General features: G+C 53.9%; 14 protein-coding genes and 1 other annotated feature. Of the genes, 7 read left to right on the top strand and 7 right to left on the bottom strand.

The window, feature by feature from the left end:
- Window positions 1–35 precede the first annotated feature (35 nt).
- The 4 genes from D3879_RS24610 (at window position 36) to D3879_RS26420 (ending at window position 3,825) form a co-directional block, all read left to right on the top strand.
- A complete protein-coding gene (locus D3879_RS24610; RefSeq protein WP_119956802.1) occupies window positions 36–1,757 on the top strand; it encodes a hypothetical protein in 1,722 nt (573 codons plus the stop codon).
- The gene (locus tag D3879_RS24615) at window positions 1,757–2,506 is read left to right on the top strand and encodes a DUF3726 domain-containing protein (protein WP_119956803.1); all 750 of its coding nucleotides are present in this window, start codon (window positions 1,757–1,759) and stop codon (window positions 2,504–2,506) included. Before D3879_RS24610 ends, D3879_RS24615 begins: the two co-directional genes overlap by 1 nt.
- 24 nt (window positions 2,507–2,530) lie before the next feature.
- A complete protein-coding gene (locus D3879_RS24620; RefSeq protein ID WP_119956804.1) occupies window positions 2,531–3,268 on the top strand; it encodes a sulfite exporter TauE/SafE family protein in 738 nt (245 codons plus the stop codon).
- Window positions 3,269–3,543: 275 nt separating this feature from the next.
- The gene (locus D3879_RS26420) at window positions 3,544–3,825 is read left to right on the top strand and encodes a hypothetical protein (protein WP_147411230.1); all 282 of its coding nucleotides are present in this window, start codon (window positions 3,544–3,546) and stop codon (window positions 3,823–3,825) included.
- Window positions 3,826–4,310: 485 nt separating this feature from the next.
- Here the strand turns inward: D3879_RS26420 and D3879_RS24625 are convergent, their stop codons facing one another.
- The 5 genes from D3879_RS24625 to D3879_RS27980 form a co-directional block, all read right to left on the bottom strand.
- On the bottom strand, window positions 4,311–4,781 hold the full coding sequence (locus tag D3879_RS24625) for a GNAT family N-acetyltransferase (protein WP_119956805.1): 471 nt from the start codon (window positions 4,779–4,781) through the stop codon (window positions 4,311–4,313).
- 411 nt (window positions 4,782–5,192) lie between these two features.
- A complete protein-coding gene (locus tag D3879_RS24630; protein ID WP_119956806.1) occupies window positions 5,193–5,630 on the bottom strand; it encodes a T6SS immunity protein Tdi1 domain-containing protein in 438 nt (145 codons plus the stop codon).
- Between the two features lie 1,732 nt (window positions 5,631–7,362).
- A complete protein-coding gene (locus D3879_RS24635; protein ID WP_119956807.1) occupies window positions 7,363–7,734 on the bottom strand; it encodes a nuclear transport factor 2 family protein in 372 nt (123 codons plus the stop codon).
- Between the two features lie 137 nt (window positions 7,735–7,871).
- Window positions 7,872–9,094 (bottom strand): IS3 family transposase gene (locus tag D3879_RS24640; protein ID WP_119953679.1). Its coding sequence is split into 2 segments (ribosomal slippage): window positions 7,872–8,809 and window positions 8,809–9,094, totalling 1,224 coding nucleotides; the frame shifts between segments, so codons are not numbered across the junction.
- Window positions 8,700–8,816 (bottom strand) — a sequence feature (AL1L pseudoknot). Its footprint overlaps the gene before it by 117 nt.
- Window positions 9,095–9,408: 314 nt before the next feature.
- A complete protein-coding gene (locus D3879_RS27980) occupies window positions 9,409–9,648 on the bottom strand; it encodes a LysR substrate-binding domain-containing protein (protein ID WP_420800957.1) in 240 nt (79 codons plus the stop codon).
- On the opposite strand from D3879_RS27980, the gene D3879_RS27350 reads away from it, so the two are divergent.
- The 3 genes from D3879_RS27350 to D3879_RS24655 all read left to right on the top strand — a co-directional run bounded on the left by D3879_RS27350 (window position 9,568) and on the right by D3879_RS24655 (window position 12,376).
- Window positions 9,568–9,771 (top strand): hypothetical protein, encoded by a 204-nt coding sequence (locus D3879_RS27350; protein WP_238474319.1) that lies wholly within the window; start codon window positions 9,568–9,570, stop codon window positions 9,769–9,771. The two genes, D3879_RS27980 and D3879_RS27350, sit on opposite strands and share 81 nt — an antisense overlap.
- A 73-nt stretch (window positions 9,772–9,844) precedes the next feature.
- Window positions 9,845–10,780, top strand: coding sequence for an alpha/beta hydrolase (locus D3879_RS24650; protein ID WP_119956809.1), 936 nt, complete (start codon window positions 9,845–9,847; stop codon window positions 10,778–10,780).
- Window positions 10,781–11,593: 813 nt separating this feature from the next.
- Window positions 11,594–12,376, top strand: coding sequence for a FadR/GntR family transcriptional regulator (locus D3879_RS24655; RefSeq protein ID WP_119956810.1), 783 nt, complete (start codon window positions 11,594–11,596; stop codon window positions 12,374–12,376).
- 760 nt (window positions 12,377–13,136) lie between these two features.
- On the opposite strand, the gene D3879_RS26840 is transcribed toward D3879_RS24655, so the two are convergent.
- Together D3879_RS26840 and D3879_RS26845 are read right to left on the bottom strand one after the other, a co-directional pair.
- Window positions 13,137–14,087 (bottom strand): flavin-containing monooxygenase, encoded by a 951-nt coding sequence (locus D3879_RS26840; protein WP_218567866.1) that lies wholly within the window; start codon window positions 14,085–14,087, stop codon window positions 13,137–13,139.
- Window positions 14,088–14,130: 43 nt separating this feature from the next.
- Window positions 14,131–14,616 carry an FAD-dependent oxidoreductase gene (locus D3879_RS26845; protein WP_218567867.1) on the bottom strand — a complete coding sequence of 162 codons (486 nt, stop codon included), beginning with the start codon at window positions 14,614–14,616 and terminating at the stop codon, window positions 14,131–14,133.
- Window positions 14,617–14,863 lie beyond the last annotated feature (247 nt).

Genomic DNA, 14,863 nt, shown 5'->3' on the forward strand with positions numbered 1-14,863 from the left:
TGCGGTTGCGGTGTCCGCCAGTTGAGGGCCAGCGTATGAACACCCCTTCAAGCATCGATCCCGGCATGCGCGGGGCACAGGCGATCCGCATGCGTCCGGCCCATGTAGTCATGGACCTGGAACGCCTCGGCAGTCTGCATCAGAGCCGCCTAAGCTTCATGCGCAGCCTGGTGCGCAAGATCATGCGCGAGGGTTGGCAGATCAAGGCGCGGCGTTTCGAGCTGGATGCCGAGGGCTACGGCACGGTGGTCTACCGCGTTCAAACGACCGGCGATCTCTTCAGTTTCGTGCTGTTTTCCCAGTACCTGGACCCGGAAAAGCGCAACGACCGGGTGATCGCCAGCGAGTGGGACCTGACCATGGCGCTGTGCGAAGGTGAGGTGGACGACGACTATGTCGAATACTTGCGGCGCAACGTGCCGCTGCAGGAAGCCGGGCGCCTCGACTCGCGGGTGATGGTGCTGTCGCGGGCCAATCGCAGCGTGCGCAACTTCGACAGCGTGGTGGCGGCCCTGAGCGCCGGCCAGCAGCCGGCGGTGGAGCAGATCGCCCGGGTCGGCTACCTCTACCGCACCACCGCGGTCTATGGCAGTGGCAAGCTGGGCATGGCCGACTGGGAGAAGGTCAGCGGCAAGCACCCGGACTTCGCCCGACCCTTCGCCGCCGAGATGTTCAACTGTTTCATGCTGCGCAACTTCAGCCTGCAGCAGGCCGAATACATTGCCCGGCAGCGCGCGCCGGAGACGGCGGCGCCGTTGCAGCCGGCGCTCAAGCGCTACTTCGGCATCGGCAACTCCACGGGCCTCGGTATGGCGCCCTATCTGATCAATCACCCGCAGCTGATCAGCCGCTGGATCGAGATGCGCGAGCTGGCCCTGGCACGGGTACGCGGCCTCGGTCAGGTGACGGCCGAGCGTCTGGCGCGCCTGCATGCACTGGTCGTCCGTGGCATTCGTCATATCGAGGAAACCGTCACCGAGGACGGCTGGCAGACCGGCAATAACCGCGTGGTGCTGGAGGACTTCGCCGCGTTGCAGGATTGGCTGGGCGGCCATCACCTGGACAACTGGGCACAACTGCTCGCCTGGGCCGAGCGACAGCTCAGCCTGCAAGGCCAGGAACTGCTCAACTGCATCCTGCTGGAACTCTATCCGGAGCTGGTGGACGCCCTGGAAGACCGCTTCGCCTTGGTCGAGTCGCTGGAGTTGCAACCGGAGATGGCGGCCAATCAACTGCGCGCGCTGATCGAGCAGCATTACGCCTGGGCGCTGGCCATCGACTTCGACACGGACGGCGCCACCGAGACCTTCTGGTACCGCTCCGAGGAGAAGCAGGAGCCGCGCCTGGGCAACTGCAATCTGGAAACTGGCCGCGACAAGCAGATGCCGCTGGGTATCGGCTACCTGGTGCAGCAGTGCTATCGCCAGCTCTGTGTCTACCTGGACGAAAACCCGCAACAGTGCACCGCCAGCTTCCTCCTGCGCCACCCCGATCAACGTGGCATCGTCCGGCGCATCCAGAGCATGGCCAAGACCCACTACGGCGAGATCCAGGCCAACCTGCTGGATCGCCAGGTGCTGCCGATGCACCTGCTGCGCTGCAAGCTGGCCTTCTTCGGCGTGAGCAAGTTCGATCCGCGCTCGCGCCTGTGGGTGCGCAACACCATGTTCCAGGGCGCGCCGCTGCTGGAGGATATCGGCCAGCCGTTCGAGGACGACTGGTTCCTGCCACTGGCCCCGTCCCTGGAGACCCGCTGATGTTGATCTCGTCGAATGAATTGACCGCCCTGCTCAAGCGGGTGTTCGAGGGCATGGGTTATCCCATCGGCTACTACGAGGATGCCGCCGCCCTGGTCAAGTGGCTGCAGGTGCATGGCGAACAGGGGTTTGCCGAACTGCAGCGCTCGCTGCCCTATGTCGCCGACATCCAGCGCCCGCCACTGGAGCTGCTCGCCGAGGAGAGTCAGGCGCTGCTGTTCGACTGTCACGGGCGCAGTGGCCTGAACTGCCTGCCGACCATAGTCGAGCTGGCCCAGACCAAGGTGCTGGAGCAGGGCTGCGTCAATGTCAAGGTGCGCAACTGCCACAACCGCAAGTTCATCCTCAAGCTGCTTGTCGACAGCGCCCGCCACGGCATCAGCGTGCTGGCCTACTGGCAGAACGGCAAACAGCCGGCCAGCGAGCATGTCGCCAGCATCGCGGCGGAGGCGAGCTATCCCAGTTACAGCGAAGCCCTGCTGGCGGACTCGGGGACGGCGGCGGATAGCCAGACCCTGACTCTGATGTTCAGCACCCGCATCGACCTGCAGGGTCAGTTGCACGGCGCAGGAGCCAAACGCTCGGGCTATCGGCAGGTCATCCCGGAGCAGTTCGCCCGTGCGGGCGAGGGGGCCCTGGAGGGCGGCATGGATATCTCGAACGAGCTGTGGCAGAGCCTCAACCACCTGGCCGAGGCGGTACTGGTGGAAAACTCCGAGCACTCGCGCAGCGGCGCCGGCGGGCGCTGAAGCGCTAGTCGCTGGCAAGCACTCATGGGCTACAGCGGCATCGAATGCCTGGCACTGCTTATCGTGCTGTTCGGCAGCCTGGTGCAAGGGCTGCTGGGCATCGGCTTCGCCCTGCTGGCGGCGCCCCTGCTGTATCTGCTCGAGCCGCGCTATGTGCCGGGGCCGGTGTTGTTGCTGGGTTTTCTCCTGGCCCTCTGCATGCGGCTCGGCAATCGCCAGCCGCTGGCCTGGCGCCGGCCCATGCCGGCGATCCTGGCAAGGCTGCCCGGCGCCTGGTGCGGGGGGCTGCTGCTGGCCTGGCTGTCCTCGACATGGCTCGGCCTGCTGCTGGGCTGTTCCGTGCTGCTGGCGACGATCTTCAGCTACCGCTGGCTGGAGGTGCGCTGCACTCCGCAAAACCTGGCCATCGCTGGCTTCTGCTCGGGGCTCATGGGCACCGCGACCTCGGTGGGAGGCCCGCCCATGGCGCTGGTCTATCAGGGGCGCAGCCGAGTAAACACCCGCGATGAGTTGGCGGCCTTCTTTCTACTGACCACCCCAGTCTCCTTGCTGTTCCTGCTCTCCCAGGGGCGCATGCCACTCGACTACCTGAGCGCGACGTTCAAGTTGGCTCCCGGGGTAGTCGCCGGCTATGGCTTGGCGCGATGCCTGGAGGGACGCATCGACAAGCGCAGCCCGCGACAATTGTTGCTGCTGCTCTCCTTGCTTGCTGCTGGAGGGCTTTTAACGGTCAGCCTATGGAGACTATGGGCTAAGACCTAAATCTTTGCTTCATTGACTCATTTTCGAGTTGAGCCGTGAATCGCCCCTATTTTGTAGAAGCTATTGAGTATCGGGTCGAAAGCAGCCTTTCGCGAATGACCGCAACCGACCCGAAGCGGCCGGTCAGGCCGTGGAAAAAAATTAAATCTGTCCCCTTTCTGGTCTATAAATAAATCAGTCACCTTTTCGCCGACCGGCTATTGAGGCCGATGCTCGCGCACGAAGGATTGATATGTTTTTTAAGTTTAGATAACCATTGTCGAGAGAGAAAACCTATGCAGCGCGAACGTCAATTTAAAAAAACTATTTTCGTATTTTCTGGCGTTATTTTCCTAATTGCTTCCGCTCAATCCGCCGAGGAAGATGGAAAATGCTACCCCTCGCAAATAGATCAAGCCTGGAATACTAATGATAACAAGCCTGGCACTGCCTGTTATGAACAGGTAAAAAAGGTTCGCAAACTCGAATTTGACCCTCGCTTTGATTGCGCCAAGGAAATTCGGCAAAGTTGGCAACGTGAGTTTGATATTGCGGATAAAATGGGATGCAAGCTTTAATTTATAGAGAGTTATGACGTTGGGGTCAGGTCTTACATTTGACATTTGTAGTAGGGCGCCCTGTTTTGTCTACTTGCTGGTCGTAGAGGGCCGGACCCACGTAACTACCTGAGTGAAAAGAAAAACATCGAAAGATAATGGCCAAATAACCGCTTAAACAGCCAATTTTGGCATCAAAATTCGTTTTTAAGAGAAGGGATCCCCGTGCGAAAAACAATCGGTGACCACCATATTGATGATGCTGAGCGTCAACTTCGAGTTGACTTCGGCCTGTCACGACCGGCAGCAGTCGACCCACTGCGGTCATTCAACTTCGGAAGTTACCTGCCTTCGTCTATGAGCGCTTGGCCCCCCGTTGCGCGAACTACAGAGTGGCCAGGGCGGTGACGCCCATTACAGGCCGGATATACGAATGCAACCGCACTGACGACAGGGTTGGAAGAGCTTTGCTCACTACTTGTGGGGGAGAGTCCATATACGATTGGTTAGGCCGCAGACTGAGTACCACTGAGCCCCTTTTGCATGAATACGCTAAACGGATGTTCAGGGTAGTCTCCAAACGCGCCGCAGACTTGAAAGCCATGCTTTCTGTAGAACGCCAGGGCTTCGGGCTGGTTAGGCCCAGTTTCGAGTTGCACAAGGCGGCAACCGCGCTTAAAGGATTCGACTTCGAGTTTCGCCAACACCTGTGCAGCCGCTCCCTGCGCGCGGAAAGCGGGGCGCACAAACATGCGCTTGAGTTCCCCCGCCTCGCGACCGAGAACGACCGCTCCACAACCAATGGCTGCTCCGTCGTTGTCCCTTGCAACGACGAACAACACGTTTTCCTGTTCCAGGGTAATCAGGTCCAGCGCGTATCGTGCTTCGGCTGGATACAAGGTGTCCTGGTAAGCGTCCAGCTCCGCAATGAGCGAAATGACTTCAGGCTGATTTGGGGGCTCTAGTTGTACGCGCATAACGATACCTTCTGAGGCCTAACGGTTGGCTAAGGGGCGGGCTTTAGCCCGTCCCAGTGAGCGAAGCGAACGATTTGAGCCGCATGTTAGGCCGCCCTGGCACAACGCGGTAGTGGTAGCAGCGTAAAAAGAAAAGGCTGACGCCACCGATGCGGCGAGTGTACTGAGTAAGTTATTTGCAGTAGCACATGACATAAATCCAACTCCGTTTGGCGGTGCAAATAACGGCACTTACTTACAGGCGACGCGGTGTGGCGATGAACCGCCGATGTTACGTACATTTTTAGCCGCGCGAAATTTCCAAGTGAACGCTTTAATCAGGCTCCCACTTGCCTAACGATTAAGCTAAGGGGCGGCGGAACGCCGTCCCAGCGAACAAAGTGAGCGATTTGAGCGATTTGTTATGCGCCATTACTCGATAACCCTAAGCTGTACTTTTGCGCCATCAGGGAGTTCGGCGATTTGTTTGCCAATTTCGCCTGAAAGATGTATTTGCGAAACTTGAGAAACTGTACGGATATTTGATATTCCGTATTCGCCACCCAGCACGCCTGGTATGACCAAGTGATATTTACGCCCAGGCTGCAATGGGCCGAGTTTTTCTTTAGCTTGCTCAGCCAAAGCAGCCATGTACCAGTCAGCTAAGAAGTCTTGGTTTGTCGAAAGGGCATCAAGCTCGTTTCGATTCTCGGCGATAACTTTGCAATAAGCATCTTCAGGGCATAGACGCCAATACCTGCCTCTATAGTCCCTGACTATGAGATTGCCGAAGTCGTTTTCGCCCACAATTTCTTCTGGTTCAATGCCGACCCAGCTCCACGATTCTTTTATTGCTTCGATGATATTCATGGCTTATGGCGCATAACGTTCAGGTTAAGGGGCCGCGGAACTCGGTCCCAGTCAGCGAAGCGAACGACTTGAACCGTATGTTAGCTCCTTTTGGGGCTCGCGCAGTATGCTAGAGGCAACAAAATTAACGCTATGATGCCCTCAAATATAACTAATGCGCCAATAACAAAGCCTCCGAGCGTTTCGAGAGCGAGCTTGCTAAATAGTAATGAAAACGCCAAGACCAATAAGGCGCAAATAATAGAAAAAACTAAGCGGTTCGATATTCTTGCGGCCAGGTATAGGCCGCAGCCTGGGGCCGATAGCCATGTTATTCCCAGTAATGTGTTTGGTAGCTTTGATAGCAGTTGATTAATGGGGGCATCTGTTGAGTCGAATGCGTGAAGCAGTGTTGCCCATAGCATGAAGATGGCAGGAGCGAGGAGCGCGAATAAAAACATGACTTTAAGTGTGCGGGGCATAATTAGCTAACGTTTAGGTTAAGGGGCCGCGGAACGCGGTTCCAGTGAGCGAAGCGAACGGCTTCAACCGTTTGTGAGGCTGGGTTTTCCCGCAAATATTAATTTGATTGCAACTATTAGAATGAATAAACCTAAGCCGAAGAATAGTAACGCAAACCACTGCTGACCGATATTGTTGTACAGCCAGCTAAATAGTAGGCAGGCCGCCTTTCTCTTGAGGCTTGAGCAATCTGAATTTGGATCGGAATATCCTAGGAAGACTTGATATGAATAGAATAGTACGCCTATTGTTACCGGGATTAAGAGCAAGCCAAGCTCTCGTGATCTCGGTTTTCCTGAAAAAATCCATGGAACAACTGAAAAAATAAGGCAAATACTAATTCCGAGTAGGTGGCTTGCGCTTGGAAAGTTCTCGCTGCGAATTCCTAGCAGAATTATTAATAATGTTATTAATAGGAGTATTGTCGACAACAAGGCTTTAATAAGTTTCATGGATTTACACCGAGCGGCCCGTAAACAAGTTAACGCCTAACGTTGGACATAAGGGGCGCGCTTTAGCGCGTCCCGCTTGATGGACGGGTTAGGCGGCGAATTAAACCATAAAGGACAACTAAGCCGCGAAATGCTAGGTAGAACAGCCCAACACCAAATGCGGGCAAAAGAAACTGAACTAACCATGAAAATAGTCCCGCAGATTTCCATAAGGGCAGATATTCATCCGTAGGTCCATCGCATACTCCCTTAACCCCAGTGAGGTATGAACCGCCATGCTCAAGGCAATGATGATGTGCGCTTAATGAATAAAATTGCCACCATAAAACCGCGTAAAGGATGACCAAAGTTACGATTGTATATTTTGAGCGGTTGGTCATGGAGTAATGGCCTAACTATTCGGAGCTAAGCACCGCTCGCGTGCTTCTTGCGAGTGTGTGCTTGAGCGACTAGTTATCCGACAATACTCCCTGCTCTGCGCAGCAGAGTCGTAAATGCAACGAAAAATCAGGTCGGATAAAAACGAAAAATCGCACCGCACCGCTGTATAGACACTCGGTGTGCGCATTACTTCGTTATGCTCCACCGAGTGTCTATACAGCGTAATAGCTGCTTTTTTGATTTTTCGCCAACCTGAATCCTTGCCATTTACGGTTTCCCTACTCCGATGGGGCCTATTGTTGGATAACGTTTGGTTAAGGGGCGGGCTTTAGCCCGTCCCGAGTGAGCGAAGCGAACGGCTTGAACCACTAGTTAGCCGATACATTGCGCAGGACGTTTTAGTTACGGCATGTTGTGTAGTGTAAGTTGATTACACACCATTGCCCTTCAATGTTTTGCCATAGCTCACTAAAGAAAATTTCTGGCGTTTCATTATTTTTAGATATTGTGCGCCCTTGGCCATGAATAAAAGCAAAATTGCCAAGATGTAATATCTCTAAGCTCAGGTCTTGGGTGCGACTTCCAGGGGCAAACCAATGGCCGCCATCAATTGCTTTGGAGATATTATTAAGTTGTTCATTTTTATTTTGTGCGCCTAAGTCGTTTATCACAGTAAAAGACTCGGCTTCGATTTCATGCATTGTGCCAACGTCTCCGGCAATGAAAGCCGAATACCATTTTTCTCGCGTTCTAAGTAATTGTTGATTCACCCGTACTTTCCTTGTGTCGGTTAACTATAAATAGACACCAAATGGTGCGATAAAGCTTTTGCGGGCGTGGTGGATAACATTCCTCACTCTCTCGTCTATGAATCGCCCCGGCTATTGTGGAGGCCGTTTCGTTTAAGTCAGGCCGCAATGGCCTGACTGGCTTGTTGCCGGTAGAAGTTTGTCTCAGCCTCCGCCGGCGGGATATAGCCGATTGAGCCCAGCAGACGCTGGTGGTTGTACCAGTGCACCCACTTCAGGGTGGCCAGCTCGACAGCCTCGCGGCTCTTCCATGATTGCCGGTGAATCAGCTCTGCCTTGTACAGCCCGTTGATGGTTTCGGCCAGGGCATTGTCATAGCTATCGCCTTTGCTGCCGACCGAGGGCTCGATGCCGGCCTCGGCCAGGCGTTCGGTGTAGCGAATCGAGACGTACTGGCTGCCGCGGTCGCTGTGATGGATCAGGCCGCCCGTACGACTGGACTGGCGGTCATACAGGGCCTGGTCCAAGGCATCCAGTACGAAGTCGGTCTTCATGCTGGTACTGACTCGCCAGCCGACGATACGGCGTGCAAATACGTCGATCACGAAGGCCACATACAACCATCCCTGCCAGGTCGAAATGTAGGTGAAGTCCGACACCCACAGCTGGTTAGGCCGGTCGGCATGGAACTGACGCTGGACACGATCCAGCGGGCATACGGTTTGGTCGCCCGATACCGTTGTCCGCACGACCTGACCACGCCGTATGCCCTGTAATCCGACCTGACGCATCAAACGCTCCACGGTGCACCTGGCCACATCGACGCGCTCTCGCCTGAGTTGCTTCCAGACCTTCATCGCGCCATAGCACTGCATGTTGGCATTCCACACTCGCTGGATTTCCGCGATCAACACCTCGTCACGCCGAGCACGACAGGAGCGCAGTGCGGGGTTACGAAGCCGGGCTGCATGCTTCCGGTAACCGGATGGGGCGATCCGCAAGACGCGGCAGATCGACTCGACCCCAAGACGGTCACGATGCTGGTCAACAAACGCCCTCAGGACTTGGTGCGGCGGTCGAGCTCCGCCTGGGCAAAATACGCACTGGCCAGGCGCAGGATCTCGTTGGCCTTGCGCAGCTCTCGCACTTCTCGCTCCAGCGTCTTGATGCGCTCATGCTCTTCCGTGGTTTGACCGGGCCGCTGCCCGGTGTTGGTCTGATAACGACGCACCCAGCCATGTAGGGTTTGCGCTGCACAGCCAATCTTGGGGGCGATGGACTCGATGGCCGCCCACTCGGACGGATAGTCGTTCAGGTGCTCCAGAACCATGCGTACAGCACGTTCACGGACTTCGGGGGAGTAGGTCGTGGTCTTTCTCATGGCCTCATCTTCTCAAGAGTTGAGGCCTCCACGAAACCCGGGGCGATTCACTATCCCTGTCTAGGCTACACATTACAGCGGTTCGGTGGAGGTACAAGGGTGTTATACGTCACGCATGAGGCCGGTCGTTTGTCGTGGTATTCGACGAAGGCATGGGCACAACGCTACTACAGCACTGTGTGTCTGGCCAGTGTCTGCTTTTGGCCGATTGTTGCCTGTCGCGACCGGTAGAATCCGACCTCACGAACTTTTTTGGCTTCTTCAACAATGACATTTTTTTGTTTTTCGTCGTAGCGCAAGCCATAGGGGCATAGTTACGTAAGTCGGTGTGCAGGGGACCATAAATCATCAGTCACGGCGCTATGCAACAAGTCAAGAAAGAGCTGCGTCCGAAGTGGCAGCTCCCGCTGGCTGTAGACGATGCAGACGGAGTTGTAAGGCGGTAGTCGTAATTGCGGTAGCAGACATTCCAGATGACCATCAAGAAGGTCTTGATGCGCAAGAAACTGAGACATGCAACCCCAGCCAGCGCCGCCCTTGATGGCCTGATACAGCGTTTCCGCGTTATTGCTCCAGAACGCCACGCGCATCGGGGTGTAGGAGGAGGAGGAGGGATAGTGAAGGCAATAAATCACCAGAAAATCCAATGGTCTATTGAAAGTACCTTTTGGTTGTGAAAGTATGGCCGGAGCTGCTAACCCTAACTGCCGCTTCGCGGCCCGGCTTCACCTTACACACTGAGGGGGAAAAATGAGCGATCTGCACCCTATCCTGAAGGACATCCTTGCCCAACCCGAAAACCCGAATGCGGTGCCGGTGGAGGTTCAAGACCCGGACGATGCCCGAGAAGAGTGGAAAGCTGATATGGCGGCGGTCGATGCGCCTGCCCCACGAATGCGAGAACTGGTCGATTTTTTCATTGAGACGAAGTCGGCAGTACTGATGGCTCGGCGATATGTGCCTCTAATAGCCACTTCACAAGCCAATCCCGCGTTGGTGTATTTCCATGGCGGCGGCTTCATCCGTGGTGACATCGAAACACATGACTCCGTTTGCCGCGTGCTGGCCAACTCGTCCGGCTGCGTCGTTATCTCCGCTGAATACCGGTTGGCCCCAGAGCATCGATTCCCAGCAGGAGCCCAGGATGCGTATGACGTTGTTCAGTACGTCAGCGCAAATGCGGATCGCCTTGGCATAGATCCAGAGCGTATCGCAGTTGGCGGTGACAGTGCTGGCGGTAACATGGCAATCGCTGCCTGCCTGCAAGCAAAACGCAATGGCGGGCCAAACATTCGATTACAGTTGCTCATTTATCCGGTGACTGATCTCGCAACTGAGACTGAGTCTAAGCGTCTGTTCTCCGAAGGTTACTTACTGAATAGCATGCCGTTTTATATAGCTAGTTATCTCGGGCCTGACGGTAACTCCGAGGACGAATTGGCATCCCCGGTATTTGCTAAAGATCTTTCTGGTCTCCCACCTGCCTATATCATTACAGCTGGTTATGATCCACTGCGCGACGAAGGGGAGAATTTTGCGTCGAGGCTTGCAGAGCACGGCACCCTTGTCGAGTACAAGTGTTATGGGCAAATGATTCATGGCTTTGTTTCGCTGCGAGGATTGCTGGCTGAAGCGGACAGCGCTCTAATTGGGTGTGCCATGAAGCTTGCGTCGGCCCTGAAATAAGTCTGCACAGGAAAGTAGCGAAAGCAGTTAAGTGCGCGAGGCGGATATTTTAGCTCCGTCTTGCCTACTTTCGCTAACAGGTCTTGATAACAAAGTCGGACAATTCGAGTGTTGCAGTACCCGTGCTTGGATGGGCGCCTCATACCAATGAGCCGTTGCGATCCTGGGCGTTTTTGGCTAGTTCACGCCAAGCAATGCATATCAGTAATATGCGCTATATTGAAATAACTCAACATTGAGTTTTCGCCCTTTTCGCCCTTTTCGCCAAAGAAGTGGTTATCAAAAAAAGACAGAATTCACCATGTTGCTATGCCATAGGATTGCATTCATGTAACGATGTTACTAGGTTGGATAGGTATAGATTCGATCTTTTAGTTGTATTCCGCCGCGTTTTTATTAATGGTTCACTCAGTATTAACTGGCCACCTGTGGAACTTGAAAGCGCGGAGGGGTGGCTAGAGACGCTGAGTGTACTTCATCAGCTTGAGAGCACCGTCATGGCGCTTCGCCACATAACCTACGGTTAGGTATCTTGCTATAACGTCGATGGAGCCAACCAAGTACTCCATCGTTTGTTATCTACTTGTTCTTCTGTATAGACAGCCTCCTGGCTGAGCCGGGCAGATCTGTCACTTGCTGAGGTCATTGGAGAGCTAGGCACGACGGCCATTAGGATGGCCGGGCGGAAGAGTTGGGAGGGCCTCGCTTGCCAGTCACCCTCAACGAAAGGTAGGCAAAAATACATTGATTTTTGTAGACCTTTAGGCCATTGTTGGCGTGTGACAGGACTTCATACATCTGAGCGCTAAACCAATGCATCCCGTAGAAGCAAATCCCAGTCAGTTCCCCCAACCTGAACAATTGATTGGCTCTGTTCGAGCCACGGCGGCTTATGAGCTAGTCGTTGAGCAGATCAGAAAATCAATTTTTCTGGGGCGTTTCATGCCTGGTGACAAATTGCCGCCAGAGCGTGACCTGGCTGAGCAGATGCTTGTGTCGCGTACCACCATTCGCGAGGCTATCCGCGTGCTCGAGGGGGAGGGGCTCGTCTCTACGAAGCGTGGGGCCGGCGGCGGGCTTACAGTGCTCCAGCAAAATAAGCTAACCCAGGCTGAAGTGGAGATTTATATTGAGTACCAAATGGATCTGCTGGACAGCCTATTCGAATTCCGCATTGCTAATGAAGCTGCTGCCGCACGTTTAGCGGCGGTTAAGCGAACAGACGCGCACCTTGAAAAAATGCGTAAGGCAGTTGACGCGATGGATGCAATTTGCGCTTCTGCTGAGAGCCGATCCGTTCTCACCAACATATCGCGTTTCGGTGCTTGGGACTCTGAGTTCCATCTCGCCATCGCCGAGGCCTCAATGAACGAATATCTCCTGAAGGCGGTAGAAGACTCGCGGGCAGCGATGTTCCTTCCTGTCGGTAAAGTGTTCAGTCGCCTAGAAGATCGTGCAAATGAACATCATCAAGAGATCCTGCAAGCGATAGAAGCAAAGGATCCTGACCTCGCGGCTGAAAAAATGCGACAACACCTCGAGGCTACTTGGGAAAGCCTGACAGACTTGGTGCCGAAAGCTCGTCGCAAAAAATAGTTAAAGGTTTAAGGCTGTCGGTATCGCTCCCGACAGCGCACCCCCGCATCAGAGCAGGTGCAAGAGGCTCATCAGGCAAAGTTAACCTCACTAATGCGCTCCAGCGTGAAGGATCCTCTGCAGGTTTTCCAACTTGCACCATTTCGCCCTACAGGCTCCGGGCACCTACTTGGTATTGCCAAGAACTTCGAACTTCAGCCACTTCGGCTCGCTAGAATCCAATCGCTTGGCCTTGCACCAAGGTCGTGTGGCTGGGCGGGGACAACAACCTAAGCGCTCTGGTTCAACGCCGGGAGGCATCCTGCTAATTTGCTGAGCTTTCGCCCCAGATACTTCAGTGCGAAATGATGGCGCCGCTAGGCACTGATGCCTGTGCTTTTCAACTTTACCTGGAGTGCGCCAAATGTCTGGTGGCGTGATGAGTCGAATGAGAGGGCAATGGCTAATCAAGGTAAGCCGGACTCCGCCGTCGATGAATTCTCCGATCTCAGGGCCATGATAAAAGCAGTTATTATTACTGGTCTATGCACTCGGTTAACTCAAGCTAATTATTCGCGACATCTAGATCATCGCGGTCTTCGCCATCGATTGCGGAGGCAGTGGTGTCTTCGTTATCAAATTAAGCGGCGGTAGACACGATAAAACTCTCCAAAAAAAAGCGCTGCCCCAAAATCAGGGCAACGCCAAAGGTTATGCAGCGATGAGTCAGAGTGACGGATACCGATTTTTCACTTCATTCTGAATCATAAAGCCCTAGCCATTACTTCATTCGTACTGCAGTAAAGCGTGCGATTTTCAACGAAATCAAGTACTCAGTGGGAGTAAACGGCCATTGCGAAACGATCTTTCCAGTTCCGGCTTGGAAGTAGTTTGTGGTCGATGCCCAGACTGTCTTGGAGAGGGTCTGCTGGATACGATCATTGAAGCGGCGGAAAGGTTTTTCTTTAACCTCAATGACTTGCTTGCGCTTACGAACGGCTTTAGAAATCAGCGAGGCGCAGAAGTTCGCCTGAGCTTCATAGTAAGTGACCAGGGGAATTGCGTTGGTGTTTGGGCCATACATCATGAAAAAATTAGGGAAGTTTGGAACCATCAAGCCGAGCAGCGCTTCAGGTTCGCCAGCCCAAGTCTCGTGAAGATCTTTTCCATTTATGCCTTTAACCTTAAAGCCAGCAAGGTAGTTCGCAGCATCAAAGCCGGTTGCATAGACAATCATGTCTACTTCATGCTCGTTACCGGCGTCATCAATAATTCCCTTTTCCGTTAGATCCTTGGCACCCTGTGGCAGAAGGGTAACCTTGGGATTCTTAATTGTGTCGTAATAGGTATCACTAATTACAGTGCGACGTGCCTCGATGGGGAAGTCAGGTGTAGCAAGCTTGAGCAGATCAGGTCGGTCTGCAAGGGATTTTTCCAAGAAAGCCTTAGACTTTGCTGCGCGATCCTGGTGGACTTTGAAACCGCTTCTTGCATGTTGCGCCCGGAACTGACGGTTGTTGTAGTCAAAGTACAGTTTAAAGCGTTTCCACCAATAGACCGGTGCGAACTTATGCAACTCTCTCTCGAGAGGGCTGAAATCGCGGGCTTCCTTGGGCAGTAGCCAGTTGGGTTCTTTCTGGAAGATCTTGACTTCCGCTGCATCACGAGCTGCGGCCTCGATTACTTGAACTGCGGAAGAGCCAGTGCCCAGAATGCGATTTTTTCCTTCCATGCTCCAGCCCGTCCGGCCAGCGCGAAGTGTGCATTGCGGGCCCTTAAATGCGTTGGTGTTCCGGGCGAAAAGGGAAGCAGCGCGATATTGAGGTAATTTCGATGCGCTGAAACCGAGTGCGTAAAAGCCCCCCAATCTTTTCTTGCGAACTGGTTGTTTCGATTCGGTATTCCTTTCGCTCATCCGACCAAGTAACAGATTCTACTCGTTCATTCAGATGGATGTGGCTTTCGAGGTTCCACTTTCTAGCAACATGCTGAATGTAACCCAGAAGCTCGCGCCAGCTTGCATGTGTACGTGTCCAGTCATAGTACTCAAACGAGAACGAATATATATGGGACTCGAGATCAACCTCGGCGCCCGGGTAGCGGTTATTCCACCATGTGCCGCCAAGCCCGGCTTCCTGTTCCAGGATGATGAAATTGTTCAATCCCTTGCGCTTCAATTCGATTGCTGCGGCGATGCCACTGAAACCGGCGCCAATAATGGCGACCCGGCCTTCGCTATTAACGGAATTGAACATTCCCATTGTATTCTCCAAAAAGTTGATGCTCATTGTCTTGTTTTAAATTTCAACGTATCAAGTGCCGAGACATGCGGCAGGCGCCGATGCAACTAAATTTAATCGAGGTTATGTGGCTAAAGATAAATTAGTATTCTACAAAGTTTAAATATGTCTAGCTTTCGGTGGTTGTTATCTTCAAGGTATAACCCGCGCAAGACGTTCGCTTTCATATGGCATTGAATCTCAAAGCCATCAGCGCAGTTTTTAGCGT

Origin of the sequence: Pseudomonas cavernicola (assembly GCF_003596405.1) — a bacterium.
Classification (GTDB): domain Bacteria; phylum Pseudomonadota; class Gammaproteobacteria; order Pseudomonadales; family Pseudomonadaceae; genus Aquipseudomonas; species Aquipseudomonas cavernicola.